The following is a 15,273-nucleotide window of genomic DNA, read 5'->3' on the forward strand; positions in this document are numbered from 1 at the left end:
CCAAGAAGGACAGAAAACGTATGGCGACTGCATCGCCCGCTTCTGATTTTGCGCCTGTGGCGGCCCCGGTGGCCGCTCCGGCAACCGTGCGCGACCCGCGACTGGATTTCTATCGCGGCATCGCGATGTTCATCATTCTGGTTGCCCATATCCCCGGCAACCCCTGGACAAGCTGGATCCCGGCGCGCTTCGGGTTTTCCGACGCTACCGAGATCTTTGTGTTCTGTTCCGGCATGGCCTCGGCCATCGCCTTTGGCGGCGCGTTTCTGCGCAAGGGTTGGTGGATGGGCACCGCCCGCGTGGCGTTCCGCATCTGGCAGGTCTATTGGGCGCATATCTGTCTGTTCTTCTTTGTCGCCATGACCATGGCGGCGTTGGATAATTCCGGCCTGTTTACAAAGAACTACGTCTCGTCCCTGAACCTGCAGCATTTCTTCAACGATCCGCTGCCGCAGATGGTCGGGATTTTCACCCTGACCTATGTGCCCAACTACTTTGACATCCTGCCGATGTATCTGGTCGTGCTGGCGATGATGCCGTTGTTCATGGCGTTGTCGCGCATCGGGTTCTGGGCCGTCGCGCTGGCTTCGGTGTCGATCTGGCTGGTGGCTCAGACCGGCGCGCTTGCCCTTCCGGCCGAGCCTTGGTCGGACCGGCAATGGTTCTTCAACCCGTTCGGCTGGCAGCTGCTGTTCTTCACCGGCTTTGCTTTCATGCGCGGCTGGATCCCTGCCCCGCGGGTGTCAAAAACACTGATCTGGGCGGCGATTGCGTTTCTGGTTCTGTCCGCGCCTATCGGGTCGTGGAAAGTGTTCTTGTGGGTGCAATCTGCAGCCCCCGGCCTGGCCGAAGAAATCCGCGAGATCTGGCCCCTGACCAAGGAACTGCGCGGCAAGACCGAGTTCGGCCTGTTCCGTTACATCCACTTCCTGTCGCTGGCCTATCTGGGCTGGGTCGTCGCGGGTGAACATGGCCACCGCCTGATCGCCTCGGGCCACAGTGTTGGCGCACGGGTTTGGCAAGTGGTGCTGAAGCTGGTGACCAAAGTCGGCCAGCAATCGCTTGCGGTCTTCGTCTTCTCGATGGCGGCAGCCCGTCTGATCGGCGTTGCGCTGGATCAGGCCGGGCGGGATGGCGCCACCGTTTTCGCCGCCAACATGATTGGCTTTGCCATGATCATCGCAGTGGCCTATCTGGCCGGCTGGTTCAAATCTCATCCGTGGAAATCTAAGAAATGACTTTTACGCGCCGCGCATTTCTGGCCTCAACCTCCGCGCTGTTTCTGGCGCCGGCCACCTTTGCCTCGGGCGGGGACGTGCCATTTGACCGTGATCATGTGATCGAGCTGGCCCGTGAACTGGCCAGCCGTCCCTTTGCCGAGCGTGAGATGGTGCCGCAGGAATGGCAGGACTTGACGTACCAGCAATACCGCTCGATCCGGTTCCGACTGGATCGCGCCCTTTGGTACGAGACCGAGACCCCCTTCAACGTCGATTTCTTCACGCCGGGCCTGTACTTCCCGCGCACGGTCAAAGTGTCGACGGTTGAGAATGGAATGACCAAGCCGGTGGCCTTCGATCTTGCGATGTTCGACAAGTCGGATGAGGTTCCGACCCTGCCTATCGACGACACGCTGGGCTTCTCGGGCCTGCGCCTGCGCACCGAAATGCACCGCCCCGGCAAAACAGATGAGTTCTGCGTCTGGCAGGGGGCCAGCTATTTCCGCGCCATCGGCCTGCACGAGGTTTACGGTCTGTCCGCCCGCGGTCTGGCGCTGAAAACCGGCGATCCGGATGGTGAGGAATTCCCGGAATTTATCCGCTTCTGGTTGGAACGCCCGGAACCGGGCCAGCGCAACATGGTGGTCCACGCGTTGATGGACAGCCCCAGCGTGACCGGGGCCTATCGTTTCAACGTTACCGCCGGTGCCGACTGCATCATGGATGTCGAAGCCACCCTGTTCCCGCGCACCGAGCTGGATCACGTCGGCATCGCGCCTGGAACCTCGATGTTCCTGTTCGATCAAACCAACCACAGCCGGTTCGACGATTTCCGCCCCGCTGTCCATGACAGTGACGGGTTGCTGATCCGCAACGGCGCGGGTGAGGTGATCTGGCGGCCTCTGGCCAACCCGACGCGCCTGCAAATTTCGTCTTTCGTGGATACCAACCCCAAAGGGTTTGGTCTGATGCAGCGCAAGCGCGAATTCTCAGACTATGCGGATCTTGAGGCGAACTATCACAAGCGCCCCAGCCTGTGGGTCGAACCGGGGGATGACTGGGGCAAGGGCACCGTCACACTGGTCGAGATTCCGGCCGATCAGGAAATCTATGACAACATCGTTGCCTATTGGCGTCCGGCGGAACCCTATGCTGCATGCAGTCGGGTTGATCTGACCTACCGTTTGATCTGGGGCGAGGAACCCCAGCGCACCTCGATGCCGCGTGTCATCAACACGGCGATGGGGGAAAACACCTTCGGCGAAGGCCGTCTGGCCGTGATCGACTTCGAACCCAGCGAGTTGTTCGACGATCTGGACGCCATTCGCATCTTTGCCAATTCGCCTCATGCCGAAACTTCGGACGGCGTGTTGCAGCGCAACCCCGATACAGGCGGTGTGCGTCTGGCCTTTTCGTTCCAGCCCGGCGACCGCGATTATGTTGAACTGCGCGCGCAACTGCTGGTGGGCAAGCAACCGGCCTCCGAAGTCTGGCTGTACCGTTGGACCACATGAGCCGCGATCTGCATATCATGCCGCCCGAGGCGCCCTTGGCCATGCCCGCGCAGGATTTCCGCGCGGGGTTCCGCGATGCCGGGGTGCCGTCGGGCAAACGCCGATCCGCCGGGTTCTGGCGTGCGCTGGCCTTTTCGCCCGCCATGGCGGCAACGCTGGGCCTGCTCTGGGTCATGAGCGACTGGTTCGGGGCCGAGGGGATCAATCTGGTCGAAGGCATTCTGCTGGCTCTGATCTCGTTCAACTTCTTCTGGATTTCCTTCACCGTCTGCACGGTGCTTCTGGGCATGATTTCCCTGTCCCGGCAGGATCGCCCGATCAGACGGGAACGCGCCCAACCGCTGCGCGTGGCCCTGTTGATGCCGACCTATAATGAGGTCCCGTGGTTCGTGCTGGGCAATGCCCGCACCATGCTGGAAGAACTGCGCGCGCGTGGTGGTCAGCATGAATACGCGATGTTCATCCTCTCGGACACGCGCGACCCGGATATCGCCGCGCAAGAGCAAGCCAGTATCGAAGCGCTGCGCACGACCTTGGCCCCGGACCTGAAGCTCTATTACCGCCGCCGCCCGCAGAACACCGACCGCAAGGTTGGCAATATCGCCGATTGGGTCAGCCGCTGGGGCGCGGATTGGGACGCGATGCTGGTTCTGGATGCCGACAGCCTGATGACCGGCCGCGCCATTGCCCGCCTGACGGATTCGCTGGCGCGCGACCCCGGCGCAGGCCTGATCCAAAGCTACCCTCAACTGATCGGCGCGCAATCGGTCTTTGCCCGGATGCAGCAGTTTGCCAATGGCGTTTATGGCATCGCCTTTGCCGAAGGTCTGGCCCGCTGGTGCGGGCAAGAGGGCAATTATTGGGGCCACAACGCCATCATCCGCACCAAGGCCTTCGCCACTTGTGCCGGTCTGCCCAAGCTGCGGTCCTTGACCGGGCAGGAAAAGCTGATCATGAGCCACGATTTCGTCGAGGCCGGTCTGCTGCGTCGCGCCGGATGGGCTGTGCGGTTCCTGCCGCGCATCCGGGGGTCTTACGAAGAAACGCCACCCACCCTCATCGACCACGCCATGCGGGATCGCCGCTGGTGTCAGGGCAACCTGCAACATCTGAAACTGCTGGGCTCGCGCGGGTTCCGCTCGGTCTCGCGGTTTCACATGTTCCATGGGGCGGTTGGATATCTGATGTCGCCACTGTGGTTTGCGCTGCTGCTGATGTGGGCGCTGATCGGTCAGGGCGAAGAGGCCTCGGTTCTGCATTACTTCAGCCCCGATAATCCGCTGTTCCCGCAATGGCCCGAAATGACCGAGACGCGCCACGTACTGATCATTCTGGTCATGTACGCCATGCTGCTGGCCCCCAAGGTTCTGGGCGTCGCCGCCCTGCCCCTCAGCGGTGTGCGCTATTCGGATTTCGGCGGCTGGCGGCGGTTCTTCACCTCGTTCCTGTTCGAGGTCATCTTGTCGATCCTCTACGCTCCGATCCTGATGGTGCAGCAGATGATCGCCGTGTTCCGCACCGCCTTGGGCATTCAAAGGGGCTGGTCGCCACAGGCACGCGATGGCGGCAGCTATTCCTTGCGCACCCTGATCCTGTGCCACACGCTGGAAACCATCAGCGGCATCGCGCTGAGCGTTGGTATTCTGGCCGGTCTGGTCTCGGTCTGGCTGGCCCCGATTGCGATCAGCCTAGCACTGGCGATCCCGCTGTCTGCGCTCAGCGGCGTGTCCGCCGGTACCGCCCGCCGCATGGTTGGCATGCGCGAGGATTTTGCCGAACCGGCCATCACCCGCTCGGCCCGTCGTCACCGGGATGAATTGAAGCGGCTGATCGAAGGCAAAGGCACAATGACCCCGGCGGAGTAATCAGCCGCCGGGCAACCCCTCGTACCAGTCCAGCATCATGTCAGCCCAGCCACTTGGCACGTTGTGACCGCCGGGAAACAGCGCAAATTCCAGCGCACTGCCTTCGGCGCATCCCATCCAGTTGCGCCGCATGAATTGCCCGGTGGTCGAAAACCCGCTGGGCTTCGTATCCTCGCATTCGTTGGCGATGCGCCAGATTTCGAGGCCCGCAAAGATATCGCCCTGATGAAAGCGCCCGCCGCCCAGCAGACGCCCTTCTAACGGGACCACATTGTCGGTCCAACCATGGGTGTGGAACATCCGAACCGGCCCTTCGCAGGCTTCGGGATGCGGACGCCAGAACCCGCCCGAGACGGGCACATAGGCCGAGAATGTATCGGGTGCCGCGCAGGCCAGGTAATTCACCATGAAGCCACCAGCCGAGAACCCGCCAAGTATCGCGCGTTCACTGTCGATGCCAAAGCGCGCGGCCGCATCTTCGACCGTTTCGCTAAGAAACGCGGTTTCATCACGATCCCCAAAGCCCGGATAGAAGTTCCAGCTTTTGGTGCCGCCCCTGTCCGGTCGTTCCAGCGCTTCCGGAGCCATGACGGCATAGCCACGCTCTAGCAATGGGTCCACCATAGCGCGGTTTCTCATGGTTCCGGCACCGCTGCCCCCATAGCCATGCAGGAAAACCACCAATGGCGGGTTTTCGGCGTTGGGCAATTCTATGTGATATTCGCCCGACGGCGTCTGGCAGGTCCCTTGATCCGGACCACAATCGGCAAGGGCCGAGCTTCCTGCGCAAGCCAAACAAAAAGACAGCCAGTATTTCGTTTCCATTACGTCCCCTCGGTATAAGCTTCGACCGGCAACCCGGCGCGCACCCAGCCCGGCCCGGCGGCAGACCCCAGCATGCCTTCGGGCACATCGATGATATTGGTGAAACCCGCCTCGGTCAGTTGGTTGCTCAGCCGGGCTGAGCGGACCCCGCGGGCGCAGATCAGGGCAACGGGGGCGGATTGATCTCCGCCCGTCAACGTCGTCAAAGCCTGAACAAAATCGTCCCGCCGCATATCCAGAGGCTGCGCCCCCTGCCCGATGCCGGTTGCGCGCCATTCGCGCGGCGTGCGGATATCCACCAGCAGAACATCGCCCGAAACCGCCTGTTGATGCGCCTGAGATACGTCCAGCTGACCACCAGAATAATCCTGCGGGATCAGACGATATTCCCGTATCGCAAACCCGGCTGCGATGGCGGCCCCGCCACCCAGCAAAACCCACCTTCGGGTCCGGTTTGTCCTGTCCGCCATGCGGCGCCCTCCTGCGCTGACGGGTGTTTTCTAACACAGCAGCGGGGCCGGTGCTGCGCGGAAAACCGGCCACCCGTTCAAGTTCGCGTCATTATTACGCAGGTTAATCACATCCGGAATACATCTTTTGAGGCCGTTCGAAACCTTGCAATTTTTGGACAGTCAATAAATTATCCTTACCAATTCAATCATATTGACCGCTCAGACCGGAGTATCGCACTTGTCCCTATTCCTCATCGCGGCCCTTCCCTTTATCGGAGCTGTGTTTCCAGCCCTCCTGATCCGGGCGGGACGAAACGCAGCCGCCTCGGCCGCTGGGTTGACCACCTTCCTGGCCCTGATGGGGTTGTTGATCCACATCCCCTCGGTCATGCGAGGTGAGGTCGTGACCGCCCGGTACGACTGGATACCGGGCCTGGGGCTGAACGCGAACTTCATGCTGGACGGGCTTGGTTTTCTGTTTGCCCTGCTGATCTTGGGCATCGGTCTGCTGATCATCCTCTATGCGCGGTTTTACCTGTCGCGCGAAGATCCGATGGGGCAGTTCTATACCTATCTGCTGCTGTTTCAGGGCGCGATGGTCGGGATCGTTCTGTCCGACAACATCCTGCTTTTGTTGATCTTCTGGGAGTTGACCTCGTTAAGTTCCTTCCTGCTGATCGGCTATTGGAAACACCTGCCCGAAGGCCGTCAGGGCGCGCGAATGGCACTGGCCGTCACCGGTGGCGGCGGGCTGGCGATGATCGCCGGGATGCTGATCCTGGGCAATATCGTGGGGTCCTACGATCTGAGTGTGATTCTGCAGAACAAGGAACTGATACAGGCATCGCCCTATTACATGCCCGCGCTGATCCTGATCCTGCTGGGCTGTTTCACCAAGTCGGCGCAGTTCCCGTTCCATTTCTGGCTGCCGCACGCGATGGCCGCACCGACGCCGGTTTCGGCCTATCTGCACTCGGCCACGATGGTGAAAGCGGGCCTGTTTCTGATGGCGCGGATGTGGCCGGTTTTGTCGGGCACCGATGCGTGGTTCTATATCGTTGCCACCACCGGTCTAGTAACCATGCTGCTTGGGGCGGTGATCGCGCTGTTCAAGGATGATCTGAAGGCGCTGCTGGCGTTTTCAACCGTCTCGCATCTGGGTTTGATCACCATGCTGCTGGGCTTTGGCACCAAGTTTGCCGCCGTGGCCGCCGTGTTCCACATCATCAACCACGCGACGTTCAAAGCCGCCTTGTTCATGACCGCCGGGATCGTCGATCACGAGACCGGAACGCGTGATGTCAAACGGCTGGGGGGTCTAAGGCACCTGATGCCGATCACCTTCACAATCGGCACAATCGCGGCACTGTCGATGGCCGGCCTGCCGCCGCTGAACGGGTTCCTCTCGAAAGAGATGATGCTGGAGGAAACCGTGCACACCACATGGCTGAACTCGCACTATCTGATGCCGGGTCTGGCCCTGCTGGCGGCGCTGTTTTCCGCCGCCTATTCCTTCCGTTTCGTCAGCCATGTGTTCCTTGGACCGCAGCGCGACGATTACCCCGCGCATCCGCATGATCCGCCTGTCGGGCTGTGGATTGCGCCGGCGTTCCTTGTGGTTCTGGTTGTGCTGATCGGCTTCTATTCCGCCGCTATCGTCGGCCCATTGGTGGCCGTTGTGTCCAGCGCTGTGATCGGGGGCGAGAAACTGCCCTATTACTCGCTGAAACTGTGGCACGGGTTTACTCCGGCGTTGTATATGTCGGTCGTGGCCACGCTGGGCGGTCTGTTCCTGTTGGCGCTGCACAAACGGGGCGAGTATGTGTGGAACGCTCTGCCCCGCCCCGAAGCCAAGGTGATTTTCGAGGCTATCATCAACGCCTTCACGCGCCTCAGCCAGTGGATTACGGATGAACTGCACAATGGGGTCCTGAGCCGCTACGCGATCATCTTTGTCGCCTTTACCGTAGGGCTTGGCTATTACGCCTATTCGACGGGAACCATCGGTGTCGAAACCCGTGTACCGATTCCCGCGCAGATCATTCCCATCATTGGCTGGATCTGTCTGGTCGGCGCGACGCTGGGCATCATGTGGTTCCATCGCAACCGTCTGCTCTCGCTCGTGCTGATCGGCGTTGTTGGCCTGATCGTTTCGGTTGCCTTCAACTATCTGTCGGCACCGGATCTGGCGCTGACCCAGATCTCGGTCGAAGTGGTGACGATGATCCTGCTGCTGCTGTCGCTGAACTTCCTGCCCACCGAGACGCCATGGGACAGTTCCGCCGCGCGGCGCTGGCGGGATGCGGCGATTTCCGTGGTTGCTGGCGTGGGAACCGGGGCGTTGATCTATGCGATCATGCTGCGCGACTTCGCCTTCCCGACGATTTCCGATTTCCATCTGGCAAACTCGTACAAAGGCGGCGGAGGCACCAATGTGGTGAACGTCATTCTGGTCGACTTCCGGGGCTTTGATACCTTTGGTGAGATCATTGTTCTGGGCATTGCCGCGCTGATCATCTTTGCCCTGACCGAGGCGATTCTGGGCACCAATGTGCGCGGCTACCTGCTGAACCGCAAACCGCACTGGCCGCAATCGGGGGATTCACACCCGCTGATGATGGTGGTTGTCACCCGTGTGATGATGCCCATCGCGCTGATGGTCGGGGCCTATATCTTCTTCCGGGGTCACAACCAGCCCGGGGGCGGCTTCATCGCCGGTCTGATCGTCGCGATTGCGTTTCTGATGCAATACATGGCCAGCGGCTATACCTGGGCGATTGAACGACAAAGGTTCTACTATCACGGCACCATCGGCTGGGGTGTGCTGATCGCCGCCGCCACCGGTCTGGGGGCCTGGTTCAACGAACGCCCCTTCCTGACCAGCGACTTCGGCTACATCAACTGGCCCCCGCTGGAAGAGTTCGAATGGGCCACCGCCATGTTGTTTGACGTGGGCGTGTTCCTGGCCGTTCTGGGGGCCGTGATGCTGGCGCTCGACAGCCTGTCGCGCTTTGCGTGGCGACCGGGCATGGCGCAGGAATTCCCGATGGATATCAACCCGCTGCGGGATGCCCCACAGGACGAAGTAGAAGAGAAGGAGCAGGCCTGATGGAAGCGCTGGTTGCCTCTGCCGTAGGCATTCTGACCGCCGCCGGGATCTTCCTGATCCTGCGCCGACGGACATTCCCGGTCATTCTTGGCCTGTCGCTGATCACCTATGCGGTGAACGTGTTCCTGTTTGCCACCGGACGTTTGGCCCTGAATGCGCCTGCGGTTCTGAACAAATACGAAGACGTCCCCTATACCGACCCGCTGCCCCAGGCCCTGGTGCTGACGGCCATCGTGATCTCGTTCGGGATGACGGCGGTGATCGTGATGATCGCCCTGTCGGCCTATCTGTCCTCGAAAGATGACCATATCGACATGAGCGCAAGCGACAGCGTGGACGCGCCGGAGGAAGACGCATGAACCACTGGATCGTTGCGCCGATCGTCCTTCCCGCGATCCTGGCCCCGTTCATTATCATGGTCCTGCGCTATCATCTGGACCTGCAACGCATCTTCTCGGTCTCGGGCGTCGTTGCCTTGCTGGGCATTGCCCTGACCGTCACCGCCCAGGCAGCGGGAGGGGAGATTCAGGTCTATGAGCTTGGCAACTGGCCCGCGCCGTTCGGCATCGTCATGGTGCTGGACCGGCTTTCGGCGATGATGGTTCTGCTGACCGCTTTGCTGGCGTTGCCCATTGTGCTCTACGCTATCGCCTCGGGCTGGGATGAACGGGGGAAACACTTCCACGCCTTGTTCCATTTCCAGCTTATGGGCGTTTGCGGCGCCTTCCTGACCGGTGACGCCTTCAACCTGTTTGTGTTCTTCGAGGTTCTGCTGATCGCCTCATACGGTCTGATGACCCATGGCGGCGGGTCCGTGCGGCTGAAATCCGGCGTTCAATATGTGGCCTACAACTTGCTGGGCTCGACCCTGTTCCTGTTTGCTCTGGGCACGCTTTACGGTGTGACCGGCACGCTGAACATGGCCGATATCGCCCTGCGCGTGGCCGAAATCCCGCCCGAAGACACCGCGCTGCTGCGCGTCGGTGCGGTGCTGCTGCTGCTGGTCTTCTGCATCAAGGCCGCCGTTCTGCCGCTGCATTTCTGGCTTCCAGCCAGCTATGCCAACGCGCCGCTGCCGGTGGCCGCCCTGTTTGCGATCATGACCAAGGTCGGCGCGTACTCGATCATCCGAATGTATACGCTGGCCTTCGGTCCCGAGGTCGAGGCGACCCAAGGGCTGGTCGGTGACTGGCTGCAACCCGCCGCACTGGTCACGCTTGCGGTCGGGGCTATCGGTATTCTGGGCTCGCAACATATCGCGCGGATGGTGGCCTTCTGCGCCATTGCTTCGATGGGTACGCTGCTGATCGCAATCTCACTGTTCACGCCTCAGGCCAGCGCCGCTGCGCTGTATTACGTGTTCCATTCGACGCTCGCCACGGCGCTGCTGTTCCTTGTCGCCGATCTGGTGATGGAACGACGGGGCGGAGCGATCATGCCCAAAGCGCCGATGGCGCAGACCGGGCTGATCTCGGCCCTGTTCTTTGTCGGAGCCATTGCCATGGCCGGTATGCCGCCGCTGTCGGGCTTTGTCGGCAAACTGCTGGTGCTCGATGCCTCGCGCGGGGCGCCGGATGCGAGATGGGTCTGGGCCGTGATCCTGATCGGGTCCTTTGTCACCATCGTCGGACTGGCGCGCGCAGGATCGTTGATCTTCTGGAAAAGCCACGATGCATCAACACCGGAAGATGACGCCACCCCCAAAACCGCGCCCGAGCCGCAACCCGGACTGGCCTTTACATCCGTCTGCGGTCTGGTCGCCGGGCTGATCCTGCTGACTATATTTGCCGGGCCCGCACTGACCTACACCAGCAAAACCGCTGAACAACTGTTCACGCCCGAGCACTACATCTCGGCCGTGTTGGGAGGGGAAGAATGATCAAGCTGCTGCGCCGCGTATTCCCGCACCCGCACCTGACCTTCCTGCTGACGGTGGTTTGGATGCTGCTGGCCAACAAACCGTCGCTGAACTCGTTGGTCTTCGGGCTGATCCTGGGGATCATCATTCCCTTCATCACTCAACCCTACTGGCCCGACCGCCCCAAGCTGCGCAACTGGCCGATGGTCGTTGAATACATGCTGGTCGTTCTGTGGGACATCGTCATGGCCAACATCACCGTTGCCCGGATCATCCTGTTCAAGCGCGACGGGGACCGCCAGCCCAACTGGGTCTGTATCCCGCTGGAACTGCGCACGCCCGAGGCGATCACCGTTCTGGCAGGCACCATCACCATGACGCCCGGCACCGTCAGCTGCGATCTGTCAGCGCAGGGGCATAACCTGCTGGTGCACTGCCTCGACGCGCCCGACCCCGACGCGGTCCGTGACCAGATCAAGCACCGCTACGAGCGCCGCCTGAAGGAGATTTTCGAATGATAGACTATGCGATCTGGTTTGCCTTCGCCTGTTTCGGAGCGGCAATCATGATGTGCCTCTGGCGGATCATCACCGCCGATGGCGTCGGCACCCGCGTTCTGGCACTGGATACGATGGTGATAAACACCATCGCCCTGATGATCCTTTACGGTCTGGATCAGGGCACCGAGATCTTTTTCGAAGCCGCCATGATCATCGCCATGCTGGGCTTTGTTTCAACCGTGGCCTACGCGCGCTTTATGCTGCGCGGCAATATTATCGAGTGAGGGCGGCATGACTTTTCTCGTCGAACTTCTGATTGCAGCCTTCCTGATCATGTCTGGCATCTTCGGCTTTGTGGGCTCTTTCGGGATGATCAAACTGAAGGACCCGATGTCGCGTCTGCACGCACCCACCAAGGCAACGACGCTGGGGGTTGGCGGCGTCCTGCTGGCCTCGATCGCGCATTCTGTTTTGTTGGAAGGCAAACTTTCCCTGCACGAGTTGCTGATCACCCTGTTTCTGTTCCTGACCGCCCCGATCACGGCCCTGTTCATTGCCAAATGGCACATACATCGCCATGAAAAGCCCGAGGATCTGCCCGACGCGGGTGAGGATGAGCTTTGGGCCACCCACGCGGTCGAGCAGGTCGAAGACGTCCCTGACCACAGTACGAACTGATCCTGATGAATAGATCTCCGCTGCCCCTGACCCGTGATCTGGTTCTGATTGGCGGAGGACACACCCACGCGCTGTTGCTGCGCAAATGGGGGATGAACCCGCTGCCCGGTGCACGGGTGACTGTGATCAACCCCGGCCCGACCGCGCCTTATTCCGGGATGCTGCCCGGCTATGTCGCGGGGCACTATGCCCGGTGGGAACTGGATATCGATCTGGTAAAGCTGGCCCGATTTGCCGGTGCGCGGGTCATTCTGGGGGCGGTCGATGGCATCGATACCAATCAGCGCTGCGTTCATGTACCGGGGCGTCCGCCGGTGGCGTTCGACGTGGCCTCGGTCAATGTCGGGATTACCTCGGATATGCCCGCCCTGCCCGGCTTTGCCGAACATGCGGTGCCTGCCAAGCCCTTGGGCCCCTTCGCCGCCCGTTGGGCTGCGTATCTGGATGGCAGCGGCCCCGCATCGGTTGCCGTGATCGGCGGAGGTGTCGCGGGGGTCGAACTGGCCATGGCCATGGCCCATGCGTTGAAATCCCGCCAGCGCGCGGCGCAGGTGACGCTGATCGACAATGCCTCGGCCCTGACAGCGACCCGAGCCAAAGCGGCCGCGACGATCCGTCGGGCGATGGTTGATCTTGGCGTCGAGGTGCTGGAACAGACCGCGATCAAGGAAATCGCCGCCGATCATGTGGCGTTGCAGGATGGCCGCCGGATCGAGGCCCAGTTCGTGACCGGAGCCGCAGGGGCCCGCCCCTATGACTGGATCACCCGCACCGGGCTGGACCTGCAGGACGGGTTCATACGGGTGAACGGCCATCTTCAAACCAGCGATCCGGCCGTTTTCGCCGCCGGGGACTGCGCCCATCTGACGGAAAACCCACGCCCCAAGGCGGGCGTTTATGCGGTGCGTGAAGCCCCGGTTCTGTTTCACAACCTGTGGGCGGCGCTGGGGGCCGGGACAATGCGGCGCTATGTGCCGCAAAAGGATTACCTGAAACTGATCTCGCTGGGCGGCAAATCCGCATTGGGCGAGCGGCTGGGCACCTCGTTCAGCGGCGCATTGATGTGGCAGTGGAAGAACCACATCGATCAGAGTTTTATGAATAAGTTCCGCGATCTTCCCGCGATGCAAGCCCCGGCGCTGCCGCGCGATCATGCGGCAGGCGTGACGGAGACATTGGGCGACAAACCCATGTGCGGCGGCTGCGGGGCCAAGGTTGGGCGCGGTGCATTGCAACAGGCGCTGGCGGCTTTGCCTGATCCAACCCGGACCGACGTGACGCCCCTGCCCGGAGACGACGCGGCGCTTTTGACAACGGGTGGGGTGCGGCAGGTCATGACCTCGGACCATTTGCGCAGCGTGACCAATGACCCGGTTTTGATGACGCGTATCGCGGCGGTGCATGCTTTGGGCGACATTTGGGCCATGGGGGCCGAACCGCAGGCTGCAACGGCGACTCTGATCCTGCCCCGCATGTCCGCAGCACTACAGGAACGCACCCTGAGCGAGATCATGACCACCGCCAACGAGGTCATGCGAGAGGCCGGGGCCGAGATCGTCGGCGGTCACTCTTCGATGGGCGATGAGATGACGATTGGGTTTACGCTGACGGGTTTGTGCCGGGATACGCCGATCACTCTGGCCGGTGGCCGACCGGGGGATGTACTGATCCTGACCAAGCCTATTGGCAGCGGCGTCGTGATGGCTGCGGAAATGGCCGGGCGCGGAGATGGTGCAAGCGTGGCAAGAGCTTATGAAATCATGACCCAACCGCAGGGTGCTGCGTCGCGTATTCTGGTCGATGCGCATGCCATGACCGACGTCACCGGCTTCGGTCTGGCGGGTCACCTGAAGGGCATGTGCGACGCCTCGGGCGGTGGCGCGGTTCTGGATCTGGAGGCTGTTCCCGCAATGCCCGGGGCCTTGGACCTGAACGACAGCGGCATGCATTCCACCTTGTTCGCGGATAACAGATCAATCGCGCCCGAACTTCCCTCGGACGGCAAGGCGGCGCTGTTGTTCGACCCTCAAACCGCAGGCGGGTTGCTAGCAGCCATTGCGCCCTACGATGCCGACGCGGTGTTGGAAGACCTGCAAAACGCCGGGTATCCGGCGGTGCGCATCGGTTCCCTGACCGAAGCACCGGGCCTGCGGCTTCAATGCTGATCCAGAGCCCGTTCGATCCGGGCGGCTGCCTCATTCAAGCCCGGCTCATCCAAGCGCACGACTTCGATCTGCGCCAGTGTGTCGGTCGCAAAAGACCGTCGGGATTTGGTGTAGGCGGGATCGTAATGCTGCTCCATCAGGGCGCGGGTCAAGGCCGGTTTGTCACCGGCATCGATCAGTTGCAACCACCCATCAACAACCTCGTGCCCACGATGGAGGCGCAGCGGTGACAGCCGGTCGCGCAGACGTTCGGTGTCCGACAGGATGTCGTCATATGCGCGAGCGAGATAGGCGGCGCGAGCTTCAATCGGTGCGCTGATGTGAATGCGCGGCGCGTTGCACATCGCGGTCCAGACGCTGGGCGGCAATATGCGCTCTCCGATTTTGGACGACTCCGCCTCGACCACAACCGGGCGTGCCGGGTCCAGAGCGCATAAGGCGGCAGAGAGAGCGGATTCAAAAGCCTTCTGGCTGGGCTGCCCGCCCGGCCTTTCCCCCAGCAAAGACCCGCGATGATTGGCCAGACCTTCCAGATCGACGACCTGAACGCCTCGTTGGTTCAGATAATGCAACAGGTCGGTTTTGGCGGTCCCGGTATACCCATCCAACGCCACCAGCCGGAACGGTAACGGTTGGTCATACAGGTAGGCATTCACCAAACGGCGATAGGTGCGATACCCGCCCTCAACCACTTCGGCCCGCCACCCGATCTGTTGCAATGTCCAGGTGAATGAGCCCGAGCGCTGACCGCCGCGCCAGCAATAGACCAGTGGACGCCAGTTGCCCTCATGATGGCTGAGCCTGTGTTCGATGTGGTTGGCCGCGTTCCGAAACACCAACGCGGCCCCAAGCTTGCGGGCCAGAAACGGGCTTTGCTGTTTGTAGATCGTTCCCACCCGCGCGCGTTCTTCATTGTCCAAAACAGGCAGGTTGATCGCACCAGGCAGGTGATCTTCGGCAAACTCTGCCGGGCTGCGCACGTCGATCACGGTGTCGAACCCATGCGAATAAAGCTGTGTGAGATCAGAGAATTTCAGAGCCATGGCAACGATCTAGCTGTCCGCGCGACCTATGGAAAGCCTGTCAG

At 61.5% G+C, this 15,273-nt stretch carries 13 protein-coding genes; 10 read left to right on the forward strand and 3 right to left on the reverse strand.

Annotated elements, in window-relative coordinates; genetic code table 11:
* The first annotated feature begins 20 nt into the window (after positions 1-20).
* Genes ACR0C9_RS12385 through mdoH form a run of 3 tightly spaced genes read left to right on the forward strand, consistent with a single transcriptional unit; the run spans position 21 to position 4,599 of the window.
* Positions 21-1,238: an OpgC domain-containing protein gene (locus tag ACR0C9_RS12385; protein WP_170735256.1), complete on the forward strand. Its 1,218-nt coding sequence runs from the start codon at positions 21-23 to the stop codon at positions 1,236-1,238.
* Positions 1,235-2,734, forward strand: coding sequence for an OpgD/OpgG family glucan biosynthesis protein (locus ACR0C9_RS12390; protein ID WP_480781119.1), 1,500 nt, complete (start codon positions 1,235-1,237; stop codon positions 2,732-2,734). The genes ACR0C9_RS12385 and ACR0C9_RS12390 overlap by 4 nt, the downstream gene beginning before the upstream one ends.
* Positions 2,731-4,599, forward strand: a complete 1,869-nt coding sequence (mdoH, locus tag ACR0C9_RS12395; RefSeq protein ID WP_480781120.1) for a glucans biosynthesis glucosyltransferase MdoH — start codon at positions 2,731-2,733, stop codon at positions 4,597-4,599. Before ACR0C9_RS12390 ends, mdoH begins: the two co-directional genes overlap by 4 nt.
* Here mdoH and ACR0C9_RS12400 read toward each other — a convergent pair whose 3' ends face one another.
* Together ACR0C9_RS12400 and ACR0C9_RS12405 are read right to left on the reverse strand one after the other, a co-directional pair.
* Entirely contained in the window at positions 4,600-5,424 is an 825-nt protein-coding gene (locus tag ACR0C9_RS12400) for an alpha/beta fold hydrolase (RefSeq protein WP_170524803.1), read from the reverse strand.
* Positions 5,424-5,894 (reverse strand): rhodanese-like domain-containing protein, encoded by a 471-nt coding sequence (locus ACR0C9_RS12405; RefSeq protein ID WP_170524806.1) that lies wholly within the window; start codon positions 5,892-5,894, stop codon positions 5,424-5,426. The genes ACR0C9_RS12400 and ACR0C9_RS12405 overlap by 1 nt, the downstream gene beginning before the upstream one ends.
* 220 nt (positions 5,895-6,114) lie before the next feature.
* On the opposite strand from ACR0C9_RS12405, the gene ACR0C9_RS12410 reads away from it, so the two are divergent.
* From ACR0C9_RS12410 to selD, 7 genes are read left to right on the forward strand one after another with little or no spacing between them, the layout of a single operon-like run.
* The gene (locus ACR0C9_RS12410; RefSeq protein WP_480781121.1) at positions 6,115-8,985 is read left to right on the forward strand and encodes a monovalent cation/H+ antiporter subunit A; all 2,871 of its coding nucleotides are present in this window, start codon (positions 6,115-6,117) and stop codon (positions 8,983-8,985) included.
* The gene (locus ACR0C9_RS12415; protein WP_170449386.1) at positions 8,985-9,344 is read left to right on the forward strand and encodes a Na+/H+ antiporter subunit C; all 360 of its coding nucleotides are present in this window, start codon (positions 8,985-8,987) and stop codon (positions 9,342-9,344) included. The genes ACR0C9_RS12410 and ACR0C9_RS12415 overlap by 1 nt, the downstream gene beginning before the upstream one ends.
* Complete coding sequence (locus ACR0C9_RS12420; protein WP_480781122.1) at positions 9,341-10,864, forward strand: monovalent cation/H+ antiporter subunit D; 1,524 nt, start codon at positions 9,341-9,343, stop codon at positions 10,862-10,864. The genes ACR0C9_RS12415 and ACR0C9_RS12420 overlap by 4 nt, the downstream gene beginning before the upstream one ends.
* On the forward strand, positions 10,864-11,361 hold the full coding sequence (locus ACR0C9_RS12425) for a Na+/H+ antiporter subunit E (protein ID WP_170630878.1): 498 nt from the start codon (positions 10,864-10,866) through the stop codon (positions 11,359-11,361). The genes ACR0C9_RS12420 and ACR0C9_RS12425 overlap by 1 nt, the downstream gene beginning before the upstream one ends.
* Positions 11,358-11,627: a K+/H+ antiporter subunit F gene (locus ACR0C9_RS12430; RefSeq protein WP_170524812.1), complete on the forward strand. Its 270-nt coding sequence runs from the start codon at positions 11,358-11,360 to the stop codon at positions 11,625-11,627. Before ACR0C9_RS12425 ends, ACR0C9_RS12430 begins: the two co-directional genes overlap by 4 nt.
* A 7-nt stretch (positions 11,628-11,634) precedes the next feature.
* Positions 11,635-12,021 carry a Na+/H+ antiporter subunit G gene (locus ACR0C9_RS12435; protein WP_170524815.1) on the forward strand — a complete coding sequence of 129 codons (387 nt, stop codon included), beginning with the start codon at positions 11,635-11,637 and terminating at the stop codon, positions 12,019-12,021.
* Between the two features lie 5 nt (positions 12,022-12,026).
* Entirely contained in the window at positions 12,027-14,186 is a 2,160-nt protein-coding gene (selD, locus tag ACR0C9_RS12440; protein ID WP_480781123.1) for a selenide, water dikinase SelD, read from the forward strand.
* On the opposite strand, the gene mnmH is transcribed toward selD, so the two are convergent.
* Positions 14,177-15,229, reverse strand: coding sequence for a tRNA 2-selenouridine(34) synthase MnmH (gene mnmH / locus ACR0C9_RS12445; RefSeq protein ID WP_480781124.1), 1,053 nt, complete (start codon positions 15,227-15,229; stop codon positions 14,177-14,179). The two genes, selD and mnmH, sit on opposite strands and share 10 nt — an antisense overlap.
* Positions 15,230-15,273 lie beyond the last annotated feature (44 nt).

It is taken from the genome of Ruegeria sp. C12, assembly GCF_056537745.1.